Below are 15317 nucleotides of genomic sequence, written 5' to 3' on the forward strand. Positions count from 1 at the left end.
TTTCTTGCCGTTTTAAAGCAAGAGAATAAAAAAACCTCTCCATTAGGGAGAGGTTTCATTTAACACTGCTTTCACAACGGAGACAAAGCTTAGTTTTTAACCTTTGTCACAGAAGTCTAATTCTGTGTTTCCAGTGACTTGTCTGATACATCGACCACATGATGTGGCTCTTGTGGTTCGAGCTTGATGAACAATGCCAATAAACCCATCGCGGCCATGCCCCAGAACACAAGTGGTCCCCAGTGCTCATAACCCCAACCGCTCAACACGGTCATCAGTGCGATGAATGCGCCTAGAGGAATCGCGTTATACAATGCTTGCAGCGCCACTATCTTATTCTCTTCCGAGTTTTGGATATATTGAATCGCAGCAATGTGTGCCGTTGCGAATGTCACGCCATGCAATAATTGAACAATCACCAAAGCAACAATCGACGTTGTCGATGCCGTAATGCCCCAACGCATCATCACACCAACGGCAGCAACAACAAATAACGCGCGCATTGACCAACCGACAAATAAACGCTTGCTCAGCGCAAACACTGCCACTTCGGCTGCAACACCCAAGCTCCACAGATAGCCAATCACATCTTCCGAATGACCTGCGGCTTTCCAGTGAATAGCGCTAAAACCGTAGTAAGCCGCATGACTGCCCTGAATTAATGACACCAACACTAAGAATTTAAGTATCGGCTTGTCTGTCAAAAGAGCACTCAGTTTTGGACGCTCCGCGCTTTGCCCATCAAGCGTAACGGGCATCGGGTTAGTCATACGCATTGAAAATAGCAACGAAACTAATACCCCGGCCATCGCCGTGTACAAGATCATATCAGAGCCAAATTCAGCCACCAGATAACCCACGGCCGTCGAACCCGCGATAAAGGCGATCGAGCCCCATAAGCGCGTACGGCCATAATCGAGCATTTTCAGACGAGCGTAGTAGTTTGCCATCGCATCCGATAATGGAACAATCGGTCCACAACAGAGGTTAAATAGCACCGTCGCTAACGCCATTAACCAAAAACTGCCACCTGTAAAAAAGTGAAATCCAACAAAAAGGAGGGCAGCGAAACTCAACCAACGTAAAGCAGGCATAAGGTGTTCAACTTTGTGCACTCGTGGGGTGATCACGATATTGGCGACACAACGTGTCGCAAGACCTAACCCAACTAGCAAACCGATGTCGGTCGAAGAGACACCTTGCTCCTTAAACCAGAGTGACCAAAATGGCAGATATACGCCATACGCAAAGAAGAATCCGAGAAAGTACTGGGAAATCCAGCCATACGGAGAAGGTTTCAACATTACTAATATCCTAAAACGGGAACATCAACGTTCGAACCGGGAATTATGGATCGCTATGCGTATTATAAAAAGGGAAGAATAGGCAACTTATCGTTTCCTCGATGGAATACTAACTTTGCGACATTGGCCATCTTAAAGCGAAATCATCGTGATTTAGACCAAAGTCGTCTGGCTTCCAGTAGGAAATTTGTCAGACTTAGAGAGTGTTCCTTCCATCATTGGGTGTTCTCATGCCTGACAAATTTAACATGCAATCTCCACCGTTCGACCGCTTAACCGAAGCACAACAGACACGACTGCGCTCGTCTCTGGACGTTGCCTACTATCGAGCTCGAGATGTTATTTTATCTTGCGGACAGAAAAACCCTCACTTGCATATTCTGATCAAAGGCGCGGTAGAAGAACGCTCCCAAGATCAGCAGGAAGTGTTCGCGCATTATGCCAATGACGATATGTTTGATGTGCGCTCATTACTTGAAGACAACGTACGTCATCAATACATCGCTCTTGAGGACACGCTCTCCTATCTGCTACCGAAAGACGTCTTTCTGGCGCTTTACAACGAGAATGGTCAGTTTGCGGCCTATTTCGATAACAATTTATCAAAGCGACAAGAGCTCATCGAAGCCGCTCACCAACAACAAAACTTGGCAGAGTTTATCCTCACCAAAGTGGACCGCAGCATTTATCACCCACCGATGATCCTTGAGCCAAATACGCCGATTAACGAGGTGACGCACACCCTAAAAGCAAATGGGATCGATGCAGCACTTGTCAAACTCAATGATGACGATCCGCGATTAGAAAAATGGCCCTCGGCTCATCCATACGCCATCGTGACGCGAACCAACATGCTGCACTCCGTGATGTTAGATGGCAGCGCACTCAATACCCCTGTTGGTGATATCGCCACCTTTCCTGTCTATCACGTTGATGATGGTGATTTTTTATTCAATGCCATGATCACCATGACCCGAAATCGAATGAAACGTCTCATGGTATGTGATGGCAACCAAGCCGTCGGCATGCTGGATATGACCCAAATTCTCAGCGCGTTCTCTACCCACTCTCACGTATTAACGCTCAGTATTGCCAGAGCAAGCAGTGTGGAAGAGCTCGCATTAGCCTCAAACCGCCAACGTCAATTGGTCGAGAGCTTATTGAGAAACGGCATCCGCACTCGCTTTATCATGGAGTTAATTTCCGCCGTGAACGAGCAAATTATCGAAAAAGCGTTCGAGTTAGTGGTTCCACCAGCCTTGCACGATCATTGTTGCTTAATCGTGCTCGGCTCAGAAGGTCGAGGAGAACAAATTCTCAAGACAGACCAAGACAATGCTCTAATTATTCAAGATGGTTTGGAATGGCCTCATTGCGAACAAGTGATGCAATCCTTCACGCACACTCTACAACAGCTCGGCTACCCACTCTGCCCGGGTAAAGTCATGGTCAACAACCCGAAATGGGTCAAAACGCAGCAAGAGTGGATAAACACCTTAGACCGCTGGATAGCCAAAGCCGAACCACAACAAATCATGGACTTAGCCATTTTCAGTGACGCCCATGCTGTTGCGGGAAATCGCGAGCTGCTGGCTCCAATCGCGGCCCACCTTCGCGACACAATGAAAGATCGCATGTTGATACTGTCTGATTTTACTCGCCCTGCCTTGCAGTTTTCTGTGCCCCTAACTCTGTTTGGCAACGTAAAAAGTGCTAAGGACGGATTAGATATTAAACGCGGCGGCATTTTCCCAATTGTGCACGGCATTCGCACCTTGTCTTTGGAATATGCCATTGAGGAGAAGAACACGTTTGAGCGCATTGAAGCACTTCGGAAAAAACGCATCTTAGAGCCTGAAACGGCAGATAACCTCAACGAAGCACTGAAATTGTTCTTTAAGGTTCGCCTTAATCAACAACTCAAAAAGCAAGAAGCATTGAATAACATTGATATTAAACAACTGGATAGAACCGAGCGTGATTTACTTCGCCACAGCTTACATGTAGTGAAAAAATTTAAGCAATTTTTAGGCTTCCACTATCAAATTCGTGATTAACCATGATTTTCATAAATCATACAGAGGCGTAGGCAATGAACTGGTTACAACGCAAATACTGGCACTACAAACTGAAAGGCTCTCCTTATCAGTCGCTTTTTTGCACGCCCGATAAAACAGAATACGTTTCTCTCGACTGCGAAACCACCAGCCTTGATCCAAATCGTGCCGAGTTGGTGACCATTGCGGCCACGAAGATCATCGACAACCGCATCATCACTAGCCAGCCATTTGAAGTCCGCTTACGCGCGCCGCAATCGCTCGATTCTGGCTCAGTCAAAATTCATCGAATTCGCCACCAAGACTTAGTCGACGGGATTAGCGAAAAAGAGGCGCTGCTCGAGCTGCTCGACTTCATCGGCAACCGACCACTTGTCGGTTATCACATTCGTTACGATAAAAAGATCTTAGATCTTGCTTGTCTGAGGCAACTTGGCTTTCCACTTCCTAACCCGCTCATCGAGGTCAGTCAGATTTATCACGACAAGCTGGAAAGACATTTGCCGAATGCCTATTTCGACTTAAGTCTGGATGCTATTTGTAAACACCTCGAACTTCCTATCCAAGATAAACACGACGCTTTACAAGATGCGATTTCTGCCGCTTTGGTCTTTGTTCGCTTAACGAAAGGCGATTTGCCCAACCTAACCGCGCCGTATACATAAAAATCAGTTGACCTAGCTCCCAGAAATACTTTTGTTTCAGCGATTTCACGGCGCTTCCTTCACTCTCATCCTAAAGTCTAATTGTGGAAATACGCGCAGTAACTGACAGTTATAAGCACAACGTCGTCATTACCACGACCAAGTTATTTAGAACCAAAAAACAGCCCTACAAAAACATATTCAAAATCTTATCTAGATTGGTGTAAGGCCGAGAAATAAGGCACAAGGAGAGAAGCCATGAGCGAAGCCCACGTTTATCCGGTAAAAGAAAATATTAAAACTCATACACACGCGGATAATGATACTTACTTAGCCATGTATCAGCAGTCGGTAACCGATCCAGAGGGCTTCTGGAACGAACACGGCAAAATCGTTGATTGGATCAAACCTTTCACCAAAGTAAAAAGCACCTCTTTCGATACTGGTCATGTCGACATTCGTTGGTTTGAAGACGGCACGCTGAACGTCTCGGCGAACTGTATTGACCGTCATCTCGCAGAACACGGGGATGACGTCGCAATCATCTGGGAAGGCGATGATCCAGCCGACGACAAAACACTCACTTTCAACGAACTGCACAAAGAAGTATGTAAGTTCTCCAACGCATTGAAAGAGCAAGGCGTACGTAAAGGCGACGTGGTGTGTTTATACATGCCAATGGTTCCAGAAGCCGCAGTGGCTATGCTCGCTTGTACCCGCATCGGTGCGGTTCATACCGTTGTATTTGGCGGTTTCTCACCAGAAGCACTCTCCGGCCGTATCATCGACTCTGACGCAAAAGTCGTGATCACCGCTGATGAAGGCGTGCGCGGCGGGCGTGCCGTTCCACTGAAAAAGAACGTGGACGAAGCACTAACTAACCCAGACGTAAAAACCATCAATAAAGTGTTGGTGCTTAAACGTACAGGTGGTGATGTCGAATGGCATGAACACCGTGATGTTTGGTGGCACGAAGCAACAGCTAACGTTTCTGACGTTTGCCCACCAGAAGAGATGAAAGCCGAAGATCCGCTCTTCATCCTTTACACTTCAGGTTCAACAGGCAAACCTAAAGGCGTACTACACACAACAGGCGGTTACCTCGTTTACGCGGCTATGACCTTCAAATATGTGTTCGATTACCAACCAGGCGAAACCTTCTGGTGTACCGCGGACGTGGGTTGGATTACCGGTCACACTTACCTAATCTACGGTCCACTTGCAAATGGGGCGAAGACCATCTTATTCGAAGGTGTACCAAACTACCCAAGCACAAGCCGAATGAGTGAAGTGGTTGATAAACACCAAGTCAACATTCTATACACCGCCCCAACCGCGATTCGTGCGCTAATGGCAAAAGGTGATGAAGCGGTTGCAGGCACATCTCGTTCAAGCCTGCGCATCATGGGCTCAGTGGGCGAACCAATCAACCCAGAGGCGTGGGAGTGGTACTACAAAACGATTGGTAACGAGAACTCACCTATCGTCGATACTTGGTGGCAAACGGAAACTGGCGGCATCTTGATTGCGCCACTACCAGGGGCAACCGATCTAAAACCAGGCTCTGCGACTCGCCCATTCTTCGGCGTCCAGCCTGCTCTTGTCGATAATATGGGCAACATTCTTGAAGATACCGTTGCTGAAGGTAACTTGGTTATCCTTGATTCTTGGCCAGGCCAGATGCGCACGGTTTACGGCGACCATGAGCGCTTTGAACAGACCTACTTCTCAACCTTTAAGGGGATGTACTTCACCAGTGATGGTGCGCGTCGTGACGAAGACGGCTACTACTGGATCACAGGCCGTGTTGATGACGTACTGAACGTGTCGGGTCACCGTATGGGTACCGCTGAAATTGAATCAGCGCTAGTGGCGCACCACAAGATTGCAGAAGCGGCGATTGTTGGTATTCCACATGACATCAAAGGCCAAGCTATCTACGCTTACATTACATTGAACGATGGTGAATTCCCGTCAGCTGAGCTGCACAAAGAAGTTAAAGATTGGGTGCGTAAAGAGATTGGTCCAATCGCGACACCAGATGTACTGCACTGGACAGATTCCTTACCGAAGACTCGTTCTGGTAAGATAATGCGTCGAATCCTGCGTAAGATTGCAACGGGCGATACAAGCAACCTCGGAGACACGTCAACGCTTGCCGATCCGAGCGTGGTAGACAAACTCATCGCAGAGAAAGCAGAATTGGCATAAATTCAACCAACTGTTTTAAAAGCACTTTAAAAACCGCCATCACTCATGGCGGTTTTTTGCTTTTGCGCACAAATTGGCCACACAAAGAACATGGTAATTATGTTGTTTTTGTTAACTTGGTTACAGAAACGAAGGTGGCTATTAGGAGATTAGACCAGTAAATTGCTGCTAATTGCTATGAATTAGCTATAATCTTGGTCGATTTTTTAAAATTTGCTCGGTTTTAACAAAAAAATCGTGCTGAACTATCGTATATTTGGGAATATAAACGTTCCACTCACGATAAGGGAAGATAGCAACATAATGTCTGCAAAGTCACGGATTCTTGTTCTAAACGGACCAAATCTTAACCTATTGGGTCTGCGCGAACCGACACACTATGGTCACAGCACCTTAGCACAAGTTGTGGATGCTCTTACGAAGCAAGCTCATAACGCTGGGGTGGAACTGGAACACCTACAATCAAATCGTGAGTACGAACTGATTGAAGCCATTCATGCTGCTTATGGCAAGATTGACTTCATCATCATCAATCCAGCGGCTTTCACTCATACCAGTGTGGCACTGCGAGATGCATTACTTGGCGTCGCCATCCCATTTATTGAGGTGCACTTATCAAATGTGCACGCACGTGAACCATTTCGTCATCACTCTTATCTGTCAGATAAAGCAGAAGGCGTGATTTGCGGTTTAGGCGCACAAGGTTATGAATTCGCTCTGTCTGCAGCGATTAATAAGCTACAGGCAAAGTAACCCTAACACTCTGCAACCCCACGAGGGTTGTCTTAATCACAAGATAAAAGAGAAAGAAAAGATGGATATTCGTAAAATCAAGAAGCTAATTGAGTTAGTTGAAGAGTCTGGCATTGCTGAGCTAGAGATTTCTGAAGGTGAAGAGTCAGTACGCATCAGTCGTCACGGCACTGCAGCCCCTCAAGCACCAGTTCACTACGCAGCAGCTCCAGTAGCGGCACCTGCTCCAGCAGCAGCGGCACCAGTAGCAGAAGCGCCAGCAGCAGAAGCTCCAGCAGCTGCAACGCCTGCAGGTCACCAAGTTCTTTCTCCAATGGTTGGTACTTTCTACCGTTCTCCAAGCCCAGACTCTAAAGCATTCGTAGAAGTGGGTCAGAAAGTAAATGCTGGCGATACGCTATGTATTGTTGAAGCAATGAAAATGATGAACCAAATCGAAGCGGACAAATCTGGCGTTGTTACAGCGATCCTAGCTGAAGACGGCCAACCAGTTGAATTCGACCAACCTCTTGTTGTAATCGAATAAGCGGGGCTTGCCTTATGCTAGACAAAGTAGTCATCGCGAACCGAGGTGAAATTGCACTTCGTATTCTTCGCGCTTGTAAAGAATTAGGTATTAAGACCGTCGCTGTTCACTCGACAGCTGACCGCGATCTTAAGCACGTACTACTCGCAGACGAAACCGTATGTATCGGCCCTGCTCGTGGTATCGACAGCTACCTAAATATCCCACGAATTATTTCTGCAGCAGAAGTAACAGGGGCCGTTGCCATTCACCCTGGTTACGGCTTCTTGTCAGAAAACGCAGACTTCGCTGAGCAAGTTGAGCGCAGTGGTTTCATCTTCGTTGGTCCAAAAGCAGACACTATCCGCCTGATGGGTGACAAAGTGTCGGCTATCAACGCAATGAAGAAAGCTGGCGTTCCTTGTGTACCTGGCTCTGACGGTCCTCTGGACAACGACGAAGAGAAAAACAAGGCGTTTGCTAAACGCATCGGTTATCCAGTCATCATCAAAGCGTCTGGTGGCGGCGGTGGCCGTGGTATGCGTGTCGTTCGCGCAGAAAAAGACCTAATCCAAGCGATTGCAATGACGCGTGCTGAAGCAAAAGCAGCATTCAACAACGATATGGTTTACATGGAGAAATTCCTAGAAAACCCTCGTCACGTTGAAGTGCAAGTTATCGCTGACGGTCAAGGCGGCGCAATCCACCTTGGTGAGCGTGATTGTTCAATGCAACGTCGTCACCAAAAAGTAGTGGAAGAGGCGCCAGCACCAGGTATCACTGAAGAGATGCGTAAGTACATCGGTGAACGTTGTACTCGTGCATGTATCGAAATTGGTTACCGCGGCGCAGGTACGTTCGAATTCCTGTACGAGAACGGTGAATTCTACTTCATCGAAATGAACACTCGTATTCAGGTAGAACACCCAGTAACAGAAATGGTTACCGGCATCGACCTAATCAAAGAACAGCTTCGCGTTGCAGCGGGTCAACCTCTGTCATTCACTCAAGATGACATTAAGATCCGTGGCCATGCGATTGAGTGCCGTATCAACGCAGAAGACCCAGAACGCTTCCTACCATCTCCAGGTAAGATCGAGCGTTTCCACGCGCCTGGCGGTATGGGTGTGCGTTGGGAATCACACATCTATTCTGGTTACACAGTACCACCTCATTACGATTCAATGATTGGTAAGCTAATCACGTACGGTGAAAACCGTGATGTGGCGATTGCGCGCATGAAGAATGCTCTGGGTGAGATGATCATCGAAGGCATCAAAACCAACGTGCCACTGCAATTCTCCATTATGAATGACGAAAACTTCCAGCATGGTGGTGCAAACATCCACTACCTAGAGAAGAAGCTCGGCTTACAATAAGCCTTAGCTAACGTCTTAAAAAATGCCCACACCCGTGGGCATTTTTGTTTTGTATGGACTCTAAGCGTTCAACAGATACGTAGGCTTATTTGGGTATATACTCAAACAAATCGTAGAGTTCTGGTAAACTCTGCGCCACTTCATTCACTTTAAGAGCAAAAACCAATGCCTTGGATTCAAATCAAACTCAACGCGACCAATGAAAACGCTGAGCAAATCGGCGATATGCTAATGGAAGAGACTGGCGCGCTGTCTGTTACATTCTTAGACGCGCAGGATACACCTGTATTCGAACCTCTACCTGGCGAAACTCGCTTATGGGGCGATACTGATATTCTAGCACTGTATGATGCAGAAGCAGACACTAACTTCATCATCGACCAAATTAAAGCGAGCAATATGCTGGCTGACAATTTTGCTTACAAAGTAGAACAGCTTGAAGATAAAGACTGGGAACGCGAATGGATGGAAAACTTCCACCCAATGAAATTTGGTGAACGACTATGGATTTGTCCAAGCTGGCGCGACATTCCAGATCCTGACGCTGTTAATGTTATGTTGGATCCTGGCCTTGCATTCGGTACGGGTACTCACCCTACAACAGCACTTTGTCTTGAGTGGCTAGAAAGCATGGACTTAAGCGGTAAGACCGTTATCGACTTCGGTTGTGGCTCGGGCATTCTGGCGATCGCGGCGATCAAACTGGGCGCTGAAAAAGTGATAGGGATCGACATTGATCCTCAAGCACTGCTTGCTTCGAAAGACAACGCAGAGCGTAACGGCGTTGCCGACAAACTAGAAGTTTACTTACCGCAAAACCAACCAGAAGGTCTGATTGCAGACGTGGTTGTTGCTAACATTCTTGCTGGCCCACTGCGTGAACTTGCACCAATCATTAAAGGCCTAGTTAAACCAAATGGCGACCTTGCAATGTCTGGCGTATTAGACACCCAAGCCGAAGATGTTGCGAATTATTACCGTGACGAGCTTCACATTGACCCGATTGTTGAGCAAAGTGAATGGTGTCGCATCTCTGGTCGTAAGCAAGGCTAGACAAGGTTTTCAGAGCTAATTGTTTGAAATTCATACAATTTACAAAAACAATTTGTAAATGCTCAAATATTAGTCTTTTCACGCAGTGAAAAAATGCGTAAAATGCGCGCCCTTGCTGGTACAGAACTGTGATGACGTTTTGAAAATCGGAAACTATCAACTTAAGAACAATCTAATCGTAGCCCCTATGGCTGGTGTAACGGATAGACCGTTTCGCGAGTTGTGTCTTCGCTATGGTGCGGGAATGGCCGTCAGTGAAATGATGTCTGCTAACCCAAAACTATGGGGAACGTCAAAGTCGAAACAGCGCATGGTACACGAGGGCGAATCGGGCATTCGCTCTGTACAGATTGCGGGTTCCGATCCACAGCTTATGGCGGACGCAGCTCAATTCAGTGTTGAGAACGGTGCACAAATCATCGACATCAACATGGGCTGCCCGGCAAAAAAAGTGAATAAGAAGCTAGCGGGCTCTGCTCTGCTTCAATACCCAAACATTATCGAAGAGATTTTGAAAGCGGTCGTGAATGCAGTGGACGTTCCTGTAACGTTAAAGACTCGAACTGGCTGGGATACAGACAACAAGAACTGTGTCCAGATCGCTAAATTAGCCGAAAACTGCGGCATACAAGCTCTTGCTCTGCATGGCAGAACGAAAGCATGTATGTACAAAGGTGAGGCCGAATATGACAGCATTAAAGCGGTAAAAGAGGCGATTTCAATTCCGGTTATCGCGAACGGTGATATCGATAGCCCGGAGAAAGCCAAATTTGTACTGGAGTACACCGGTGCGGACGCTTTAATGATTGGACGCCCTGCCCAGGGTCGTCCTTGGATTTTCCAGGAAATCCATCACTATTTGGAAAACGGCACCACAATGGAGGAGCTTCCAACTGAGGAAGTGAAAACCATTATGCTTGGTCATGTAAATGCTCTGCATGAATTTTATGGGGAGTTCTTAGGTCCACGTATCGCGCGCAAGCACGTTGGGTGGTACCTGAAAGAGCATGAACAGGCAAGTGAGTTTCGCCGTACCTTCAACGCTATCGACGCAGCTCCGCTGCAAATTGAGGCGTTAGAAGGTTATTTTGATAACGTTGCATCATAATTAAGAGAAGAGCTAGACCGAATATGTTCGAACAAAATCTGACTTCAGAAGCATTAACAGTAACTACAGTAACGTCACAAGACCAGATTACTCAGAAGCCTTTACGTGACTCTGTTAAAGCGTCTCTTAAAAACTACCTTGCTCAACTAAACGGCCAGGAAGTAACAGAACTATACGAATTAGTTCTAGCTGAAGTTGAACAGCCACTATTAGATACTATCATGCAGTACACTCGCGGTAACCAAACTCGCGCGGCAACTATGATGGGTATCAACCGCGGTACTCTTCGCAAAAAACTTAAGAAATACGGCATGAACTAAGACCGTTTTTCAAAAAGTATTTGGAACAAGCCGTTACCTTTTTAGGTAACGGCTTTTCTTTATCTACAAAAATACTACGAATAACGCTCACTTTGTTCAGCATTACCAACTGGCTTTAATATAACTACCGCTGAGCCAAACAATAACAAAGCCACGACAGCGACCCATTCACTACCTACAGAATAAGCAAAGCCCGCCAAGGCAGACCAAATCGCGACACCAAAGTGCATCATACTCATTCCAGAAGACATCAGCACACCTCGATGTTCATCAGATAAGCTTGCTATATGTGCTTGTAACGCCGGAGAGCCTACCCCTCCAGCAAGAGACCAGAGCACTAGAGCTGGAAGATAAGCGGTCACCGTACTCATCTCATTTGATAACACCCATGCACTACAAGGTATGCACACCATTAAAGCCACTCGCATAACGGCTCGAGAGCTACCAAGCCAACGGCAAGCTCTCCCCACGCACATATTTCCAACCACACTCACGATCCCTAGAGCAGCATAAATAGCGCCCACCCAACCGAGCGCCAACTCGCTGGTATCTCGAATATGAAGGCCTATCAGGTTAAATACACCAATACCTCCCCCTAGGCCTAAACACATCGCTAGAATCGCCCTCAACGCGCCTGGAAGATGAATGACGTCTGTGATAGGTGGCAGAGTATCTGACTTCTTGGACTCATTATGCTTGTTGTTCATGAACACTACGCTCATGGCACCGACAAGAAGAGCCGCAACGCCCAAAATAATAAAAGCGGCACGCCATGATAAAAGCTGGGTCAACAATGCTCCGATCGCCGGGCTGGTTATCATACCCAGCGTTAATCCCGCCTGAACCATCACAATTTGACGCATCGCTCTATTACCCTTCGCGTCTCCCGCCAACGCGAATGCAATTGGCAACATGCCTGCACTTGCAATACCTGTGATCACTCGACTTGCAATCGCAAGTTCAAAATCATGAACTATGCCCGTCGTAATAGACGCAACCCCAAATACGAAGCAAGCAGGCAACATGATACGAATACGCGCAACCCGGTCTGATAAACGTCCCAGGTAAGGAGCACAAATTGCTATAGCTAAACTATATGCTGTAATAAATAACGTAACCTGACTCGGTTGAACACTTAAATCATTTCCGATAGGTTCAAGAATAGATCCAAGCATCAATTCATCAGCACCTACAAGAAAAGCAACAAGAAATAGGATCATGGACTGCATCATAGCTCCACCTCCTGTTTTGTTTCCGATTCAGCACAAGTGAGCAACGAAATATCTAAAACTCTGCCGAGCCAAGATTGTAAAAACGCCTTCTCATGAGATACCACAATCACGCTACCAGAAAAGCGCTGGAGAGCTTCTTTAAGCGCATTTTTACTGCTGCTATCCAAATGTGTCGTTGGCTCGTCCAACAGCAAAACATTGCATCTCTGGACTGATAAACAACAAAGTTTCACGCGAGTTTGCTCACCTCCACTCAATGTATCTAGGTGGCGCTGCGTCTTATCTCCGGAGACCCCAAAACGAGCTAATAGCTTACGTGATTCTTTGCTTGATATCGTTGGATCACAAGAGCATAGCTCCTGCTCGGGCGTGTGCTGAGGGTGACGCCAAAACAAATCTTGAGAAAAATACCCAATCATTGCACCTTTTGCCAATACCACCTCACCAGAGAGCGGCTCGATCTCCCCCATAAGGGTTTTAAGTAAAGTCGACTTACCTACGCCGTTAAAACCAGAAACGACCAACTTCTCCCCGCGCGCTAACGTGATATCAAGCGCAGGAAGCAGAGGCTGCTGATAACCTATCATCAACGCTTTTGCGTCAATCACATACTGTTGCCCAATGGGCTGGTAAGCAAAATCAAACATCGATACTTTCTCTGTATGATTAAGTTGAATACGTTCGATTTTATCCAGTTTTTTCTTGCGTCCCTTAGCAAGACTCGCGTTAACTCCAGCGCCATTTTTGGCAATAAATTGCTCTAACTTTCGAATTTCATTTTGCTGAGCCTTATATTGCTTTTCTAACAAAGTACCGTCGTGCTGCTTTTGCTGCATTGCTTTGACATAAGTGCCGCTGTATTTTCGGACCGTTTGATAATCAATATCACAAATACTGGTCGCTACTTGATTAAGGAAGTCAATATCATGAGAAACCAGTAAAACAGTGCCAGTGTAATCGTTGAGAAACGTGACCAACCATTCAATGTGCAGAGCATCAAGATAGTTTGTCGGCTCATCGAGAATTAACACATCGGGGTTGCGGAGTAACAACCTCCCTAAAAGGACCTTGTGTCTTTGACCACCACTTAGCGAGACAAGCGGTGTATCTAAGCCAAATTGATAAATGCCAAGACCTACAGCAACTTGTTCAATTTTGGTATCAATTGCATAGAAGTCTTCATCTTCTAAATATGCCTGTAGTCGGGCGACTTGGCTTAAAAGAGATGTAGAGTGAGACTCGGTCATCGCCTGATACAAAGTCCAAAGCTTCTGCTCGGCAGCGTATAAGTTCTCAAAAGCATTCTTTAAGCATTCATAAACCGTCAGCGCATTATCCATCTTAAAATGTTGCTCTAAATACCCCACCTCAAGGTTTGGTAACCAGTCAATGCAGCCCTTATCTGCAGATAATTCACCGGTAAGCAGTTTTAATAAGGTGCTTTTTCCAACGCCATTCGCTCCAGTGATACCTATTTTCTCTCCCACGTTAATTCGAAATGTCGCGTTGTTATATAAACTCTTATCAGCGATCTGATAAGACAAATTTTTAACTTGTAAAATACTCATGTTTTTAACCAAATAAAAAGGGCCGGTGATCAATACCGGCCCTTATTTCAATACTGGATAATGCTTTGTAGCTGCTTAACAGATACAAAAAGGCCGATGATGAAATATCACCGGCCATCTCTTCTCTTTTATCAGGTGTACAAACGCCTGCGTATAACTTCAGCGAAGTTACTCACGCATAAACACCTGATGAAGATTAATTTAAGACTCCGAGCAACACTTCATCGCGTTTTTTGCACGGAGTTCAGCCTTCTTACAAAGCTTTTAAACAAGAGATATAACATGGTTTACTGTCGAAAAAACATTCAATGTGAAGCGTACACCTTTAGAATAAAAAGTACCAGATAATTATTAAAACTATCGTGACTTACACAAAGGTCCACTGAAAGAAGACCTTTCCTCAGTCAATGTGCCAGGTGAACGACTTACTCAGCAAACACAGCTATGGGATCACCTATACCGCTCACGTTATACGTACGTAGTAGTGGCTTTGTCGGTTGGAGACGGTTAGAGGGGAAGAAGTAGCAAATATCCTTTAAGGCAGGCACTGGCTTAAATAGATCTACAAACAAGATCCATGTTAGGAAAGTTTTAAATGCGCTGAGTTTATTTTAATGATCGCCTGTGGCTAAATCAAAACATCTAAAGCAGAGAAATCTCCCCCGAAAATAACATAACCTAGCGAATAAACTTTCCAGGTAATAATAAAGGAAGCTTTGGTAAGTAAGCACAAGGGCTCAAAACTAGCGCTCGAGACTGGGACCCGGTTAAGTAGAAACCGCACAGAGCTGCGCATCAACTCGTCATGGCAGGGCTTAGAAAGCATCGCGAGAGAGGAGCCTGCCTCTCGATGCAAAATTTCAATATGGAAATGGGGTTAAGGGAAGTCGGATAACCAAAACGAAAAAAGCCCCAGTCTTTCGACTGAGGCTTAATATAAGTGGCGGAGTGGACGGGACTCGAACCCGCGACCCCCGGCGTGACAGGCCGGTATTCTAACCAACTGAACTACCACTCCGCAGTGGTATCACTCGCTTGTAATCAGCAAGTGTCCATAATTTAAAGCCTGGCGATGTCCTACTCTCACATGGGGAAGCCCCACACTACCATCGGCGCTATTTCGTTTCACTTCTGAGTTCGGCATGGAAATCAGGTGGGTCCAAAACGCTATGGTCGCCAAGCA

At 46.3% G+C, this 15317-nt stretch carries 12 protein-coding genes, 1 tRNA gene and 1 rRNA gene; 9 read left to right on the forward strand and 5 right to left on the reverse strand.

Annotation, left to right across the window (positions count from 1 at the left end; genetic code table 11):
- Positions 1-116: 116 nt before the first annotated feature.
- Positions 117-1304, reverse strand: a complete 1188-nt coding sequence (locus FKN08_RS17370) for a 3-phenylpropionate MFS transporter (RefSeq protein WP_145533580.1) — start codon at positions 1302-1304, stop codon at positions 117-119.
- Between the two features lie 230 nt (positions 1305-1534).
- On the opposite strand from FKN08_RS17370, the gene FKN08_RS17375 reads away from it, so the two are divergent.
- From FKN08_RS17375 to fis, 9 genes are all read left to right on the forward strand, one after another.
- On the forward strand, positions 1535-3361 hold the full coding sequence (locus tag FKN08_RS17375; RefSeq protein WP_170892589.1) for a DUF294 nucleotidyltransferase-like domain-containing protein: 1827 nt from the start codon (positions 1535-1537) through the stop codon (positions 3359-3361).
- Between the two features lie 35 nt (positions 3362-3396).
- Positions 3397-4026, forward strand: a complete 630-nt coding sequence (locus tag FKN08_RS17380; RefSeq protein ID WP_005382363.1) for a 3'-5' exonuclease — start codon at positions 3397-3399, stop codon at positions 4024-4026.
- Between the two features lie 237 nt (positions 4027-4263).
- Positions 4264-6216, forward strand: a complete 1953-nt coding sequence (acs, locus tag FKN08_RS17385; RefSeq protein ID WP_006742998.1) for an acetate--CoA ligase — start codon at positions 4264-4266, stop codon at positions 6214-6216.
- A 303-nt stretch (positions 6217-6519) separates the two neighbouring features.
- A complete protein-coding gene (gene aroQ / locus FKN08_RS17390; protein WP_005397842.1) occupies positions 6520-6969 on the forward strand; it encodes a type II 3-dehydroquinate dehydratase in 450 nt (149 codons plus the stop codon).
- Positions 6970-7030: 61 nt separating this feature from the next.
- Positions 7031-7495 (forward strand): acetyl-CoA carboxylase biotin carboxyl carrier protein, encoded by a 465-nt coding sequence (gene accB, locus FKN08_RS17395; protein WP_005397840.1) that lies wholly within the window; start codon positions 7031-7033, stop codon positions 7493-7495.
- 14 nt (positions 7496-7509) lie between these two features.
- Entirely contained in the window at positions 7510-8853 is a 1344-nt protein-coding gene (accC, locus tag FKN08_RS17400) for an acetyl-CoA carboxylase biotin carboxylase subunit (protein ID WP_005397839.1), read from the forward strand.
- Positions 8854-9018: 165 nt separating this feature from the next.
- Positions 9019-9906 (forward strand): 50S ribosomal protein L11 methyltransferase, encoded by an 888-nt coding sequence (gene prmA, locus FKN08_RS17405; protein WP_005397838.1) that lies wholly within the window; start codon positions 9019-9021, stop codon positions 9904-9906.
- Positions 9907-10045: 139 nt separating this feature from the next.
- Entirely contained in the window at positions 10046-11014 is a 969-nt protein-coding gene (gene dusB, locus FKN08_RS17410; RefSeq protein ID WP_005382505.1) for a tRNA dihydrouridine synthase DusB, read from the forward strand.
- A gap of 23 nt (positions 11015-11037) precedes the next feature.
- Positions 11038-11334: a DNA-binding transcriptional regulator Fis gene (gene fis, locus FKN08_RS17415; protein WP_000462885.1), complete on the forward strand. Its 297-nt coding sequence runs from the start codon at positions 11038-11040 to the stop codon at positions 11332-11334.
- A gap of 74 nt (positions 11335-11408) precedes the next feature.
- On the opposite strand, the gene FKN08_RS17420 is transcribed toward fis, so the two are convergent.
- The 4 genes from FKN08_RS17420 to rrf form a co-directional block, all read right to left on the reverse strand.
- Entirely contained in the window at positions 11409-12566 is a 1158-nt protein-coding gene (locus tag FKN08_RS17420) for an MFS transporter (protein WP_145533574.1), read from the reverse strand.
- The gene (locus FKN08_RS17425; protein WP_145533572.1) at positions 12563-14134 is read right to left on the reverse strand and encodes an ABC-F family ATP-binding cassette domain-containing protein; all 1572 of its coding nucleotides are present in this window, start codon (positions 14132-14134) and stop codon (positions 12563-12565) included. Before FKN08_RS17425 ends, FKN08_RS17420 begins: the two co-directional genes overlap by 4 nt.
- A 941-nt stretch (positions 14135-15075) precedes the next feature.
- Positions 15076-15152: transfer RNA gene (locus FKN08_RS17430), tRNA-Asp, on the reverse strand.
- Positions 15153-15198: 46 nt separating this feature from the next.
- Positions 15199-15315: ribosomal RNA gene (gene rrf, locus FKN08_RS17435) — 5S ribosomal RNA — on the reverse strand.
- Positions 15316-15317 lie beyond the last annotated feature (2 nt).

Source organism: Vibrio sp. 1-2 (7-a) (assembly GCF_013048515.1).
GTDB classification, from domain to species: Bacteria; Pseudomonadota; Gammaproteobacteria; order Enterobacterales; family Vibrionaceae; genus Vibrio; species Vibrio diabolicus.

Excerpts from the sequence above, each read along its gene's own strand:
- aroQ (WP_005397842.1), top strand. The coding sequence starts at position 6,520 with ATGTCTGCAAAGTCACGGATTCTTGTTCTAAACGGACCAAATCTTAAC.
- FKN08_RS17425 (WP_145533572.1), bottom strand. The coding sequence starts at position 14,134 with ATGAGTATTTTACAAGTTAAAAATTTGTCTTATCAGATCGCTGATAAG.
- FKN08_RS17420 (WP_145533574.1), bottom strand. The coding sequence starts at position 12,566 with ATGATGCAGTCCATGATCCTATTTCTTGTTGCTTTTCTTGTAGGTGCT.
- accB (WP_005397840.1), top strand. The coding sequence starts at position 7,031 with ATGGATATTCGTAAAATCAAGAAGCTAATTGAGTTAGTTGAAGAGTCT.
- prmA (WP_005397838.1), top strand. The coding sequence starts at position 9,019 with ATGCCTTGGATTCAAATCAAACTCAACGCGACCAATGAAAACGCTGAG.
- fis (WP_000462885.1), top strand. The coding sequence starts at position 11,038 with ATGTTCGAACAAAATCTGACTTCAGAAGCATTAACAGTAACTACAGTA.
- accC (WP_005397839.1), top strand. The coding sequence starts at position 7,510 with ATGCTAGACAAAGTAGTCATCGCGAACCGAGGTGAAATTGCACTTCGT.
- acs (WP_006742998.1), top strand. The coding sequence starts at position 4,264 with ATGAGCGAAGCCCACGTTTATCCGGTAAAAGAAAATATTAAAACTCAT.
- FKN08_RS17380 (WP_005382363.1), top strand. The coding sequence starts at position 3,397 with ATGAACTGGTTACAACGCAAATACTGGCACTACAAACTGAAAGGCTCT.
- FKN08_RS17375 (WP_170892589.1), top strand. The coding sequence starts at position 1,535 with ATGCCTGACAAATTTAACATGCAATCTCCACCGTTCGACCGCTTAACC.
- FKN08_RS17370 (WP_145533580.1), bottom strand. The coding sequence starts at position 1,304 with ATGTTGAAACCTTCTCCGTATGGCTGGATTTCCCAGTACTTTCTCGGA.